Origin of the sequence: Rugamonas apoptosis, assembly GCF_014042355.1 — a bacterium.
GTDB lineage: Bacteria > Pseudomonadota > Gammaproteobacteria > Burkholderiales > Burkholderiaceae_D > Rugamonas > Rugamonas apoptosis.
The window spans coordinates 1-1,456 of the sequence record NZ_JACEZU010000033.1; the positions used below are offsets into that span (position 1 = coordinate 1).

Annotated in this window: 1 protein-coding gene; it reads left to right on the forward strand. The window is 58.8% G+C overall.

Annotation, left to right across the window (positions count from 1 at the left end):
- Positions 1–227 precede the first annotated feature (227 nt).
- Positions 228–1,433: an IS110 family RNA-guided transposase gene (locus H3H39_RS27280; protein WP_182157689.1), complete on the forward strand. Its 1,206-nt coding sequence runs from the start codon at positions 228–230 to the stop codon at positions 1,431–1,433.
- Positions 1,434–1,456: the final 23 nt, after the last annotated feature.

Here is a 1,456-nt window from a genome sequence, read left to right on the forward strand (position 1 = left end):
CTATATACAGACCTTGATCCTCAAGGTTTTGGCCAGCCAAGTTCGGCATGATTGTTGCCCCCAGTCGTCCATGATCCGGGGGGTGTTGTCACCGGACTTGGTGGGTGGCTGGTGATCGCTGATAGGGACTTGGTCCAGGGGCACGCCTGAGACCATTCGTAACGTGGATGCCGAGACCTGCTGCCGTAAGCCGTTGGCCATTAGAATCTCTTGTAGCGGGAGGTCGCATGGACGCGATTGAACATTACGATGCTGTAGACGTCTTTATCGGTGTAGACGTCGGCAAGGGGGAGCACCACGCGGTCGCGCTCAGCAAAGCCGGAAAACGCTTATTCGATAAAGCCCTGCCGAATGATGAAGCGAGACTGCGGACGCTGATTTCCAGTCTCAAAGAACACGGCAAACTGTTGCTAGTCGTTGACCAGCCCACAACCATCGGCGCATTACCGGTAACCGTCGCCAGAGCGGAAGGTATCCTGGTGGCGTACCTCCCCGGTCTTGCCATGCGCCGAATTGCAGATCTGCACACTGGCGAAGCCAAGACCGACGCGCGAGATGCCGCCATCATCGCCGAGGCGGCACGCTCAATGCCGCATGCGCTGCGCTCAATTCGTCTCGACGACGAACAGCTGGCCGAACTCACCATGCTGTGCGGCTTTGACGATGACCTGGCCGACCAAATTACACAGACAAGCAACAGAATTCGCGGACTTCTGACACAAATCCATCCTGCACTAGAGCGTGTACTTGGCCCGCGGCTTGAGCATCCGGCTGTGTTGGACCTGCTGCAGCGGCATCCTTCACCGGCTAGCCTTGCTGCCGTCAGCGAGAAAAGCTTGGCGAACAAACTCAGCAAACTCGCGCCGAGAATGGGGAAAGGCTTGGCCCATGAGATCTACCTGGCTCTTTCCGAGCAGACGGTGATTGTGCCAGGAACGAACGCAGCAACGATTGTCTTGCCGCGCCTGGCACAGCAGCTCGCGGCACTGCGCGGTCAGCGCGATGAAATCGCTCAAGAGGTCGAGCGCCTGGTGCAAGCGCACCCTCTTTATTCAGTCCTGACAAGCATGCCCGGAGTCGGCGTCAGGACAGCTGCCCGACTCCTTACAGAGGTCGCTGCAAAAGCGTTTGCCTCGGCCGCCCACCTCGCGGCCTATGCTGGACTGGCGCCAGTTACCCGTAGATCCGGCTCCTCGATTCGTGGAGAACATCCATCGCGACGAGGAAATAAAGTGCTCAAGCGGGCGTTGTTCCTGTCCGCCTTCGCGGCGCTGCGCGACCCAGTATCCCGGGCCTACTACGCACGAAAGATCGGCCAAGGAAAACGGCACAACCAAGCGCTAATTGCTCTCGCCAGGCGGCGCTGCGATGTCATCTACGCCATGATGCGAGACGGCACACTTTATTGTCCTGCCTCCGTCACAACTGCTTGACGAACGACATAGGGACACCCCCC

Bases quoted from the DNA above. Each gene is read 5' to 3' on its own strand.
- H3H39_RS27280 (WP_182157689.1), top strand. From the start codon at position 228: ATGGACGCGATTGAACATTACGATGCTGTAGACGTCTTTATCGGTGTA.